This window comes from Myroides sp. LJL115, from assembly GCF_054871665.1.
This window is the reverse complement of sequence record NZ_JBTXLS010000095.1, coordinates 1-1,346: the sequence shown is the minus strand read 5'-3', so window position 1 is coordinate 1,346 and position 1,346 is coordinate 1. Positions and strand designations below refer to the sequence as shown.

Sequence of the window (1,346 nt, the reverse complement as noted above, 5' to 3'; positions counted from 1 at the left end):
CAATGTCATTAAGTTAAGGAAAGATTATATGTTAATTTTCTGATTTTTAGGAGACTTATTATTTCTTCTTAATCTACTTTTATCTAAATCTCTAGGCAGCGATCTGCCAGGTCTAATAGGTATAGTATTTTGCAAAAAGAGGGCTTTTAATTCTTTCTTAGTTCTTTCCATACTCTGCTTAGAAAACAAAAGACTGATAACTTTATCTTTCATAAATGCATATGAAAGTGATGTGTTTATTTTATATTGGTATTGCCTATCTTGAGGTAGCTCGTTGTTAATTTCTTGAATTATAATACTTTGTATGTTGCTAACTAAAATAGTAGAATAAATGTCTTGTAAAACACTTGTATTAGAGTAACCAGAGAATATCTCAATTCTCATTTTGGATTTCAGTTCATTGTAGTAAGTTTCTATCTTCCATCTATGGAAGTACAGCTCTTTAAAAATATCGTTTCTAAACTCTTGTTCATCTAACAAAGATGTTACTAGTACTTCGACATTCTCATTACCTAAGTCAACACGAACTAAGCGTACTTTTACTTTAGTGTTCTTATCGTAAATTTTTTGAGTTAAATCAATACGGTGATTAGGGCTAAACTCAGTTATAACTGACTCCTTGCCACTTGCGATAAAATCTTTTACTTGATTATTGAACTCCACTTTTACTCGCATGACGTAGTCTAAATCGTTCTCTATGTGAGTATGTATAAAATCAAATGAAGGATAACCTCTGTCATAGAGTAATAAATCACCTTGTTTACAATCTTTTATAAGCTCAATCGCTTGGCTTCTTTCATTTGCACTCAGTGGAGATACTATAGTATTTATAGCAATCTTATTAAACACATCATATAAGACAGATACTTTAGCCTGAACAACGTTAGTATTGACAATTGTTCCATAAATTTGTTCCAGTTCTTTTGTCTTGGGCAAATTCAAATTAGATCCATCAACTGCTAAAAGTCTAAACTTATTGTTCCACTTTTTAAGACTATCATTTTCGGTATAGAATTCATCAACTAAAACTCTATTTAAATGAACAAATACTTCGGGTTTTATCTTATTACGTGCTTGAACAAAAGCACTTTGAGTAAAATTCTGTTGTTCAGGTTTATACTGACTTATGTATTTTACAAAATTCAATATTTCTAAAGGAACACTCTTAGTTAAAAAATTTAACAAGAACAATATTGTCCCTGAAAAAGATTGTTTCCTTTCTCTACTAAAGTACTTCTTATTCATTCTATATTCTTCTTTTAGAAAGGTACTAAAAATTTCTGTCTGTAGCTTCGTTAAAACTTTTTCGGAGAATTGTGTTTTCAATTATAAATGCCTTATTATCA

General features: G+C 29.7%; 1 protein-coding gene. It reads right to left on the bottom strand.

Annotated features, from left to right (window positions below):
- Positions 1 to 24: 24 nt before the first annotated feature.
- Positions 25 to 1,245 (bottom strand): IS4 family transposase, encoded by a 1,221-nt coding sequence (locus ACYSNX_RS13065; RefSeq protein ID WP_461755092.1) that lies wholly within the window; start codon positions 1,243 to 1,245, stop codon positions 25 to 27.
- Positions 1,246 to 1,346 lie beyond the last annotated feature (101 nt).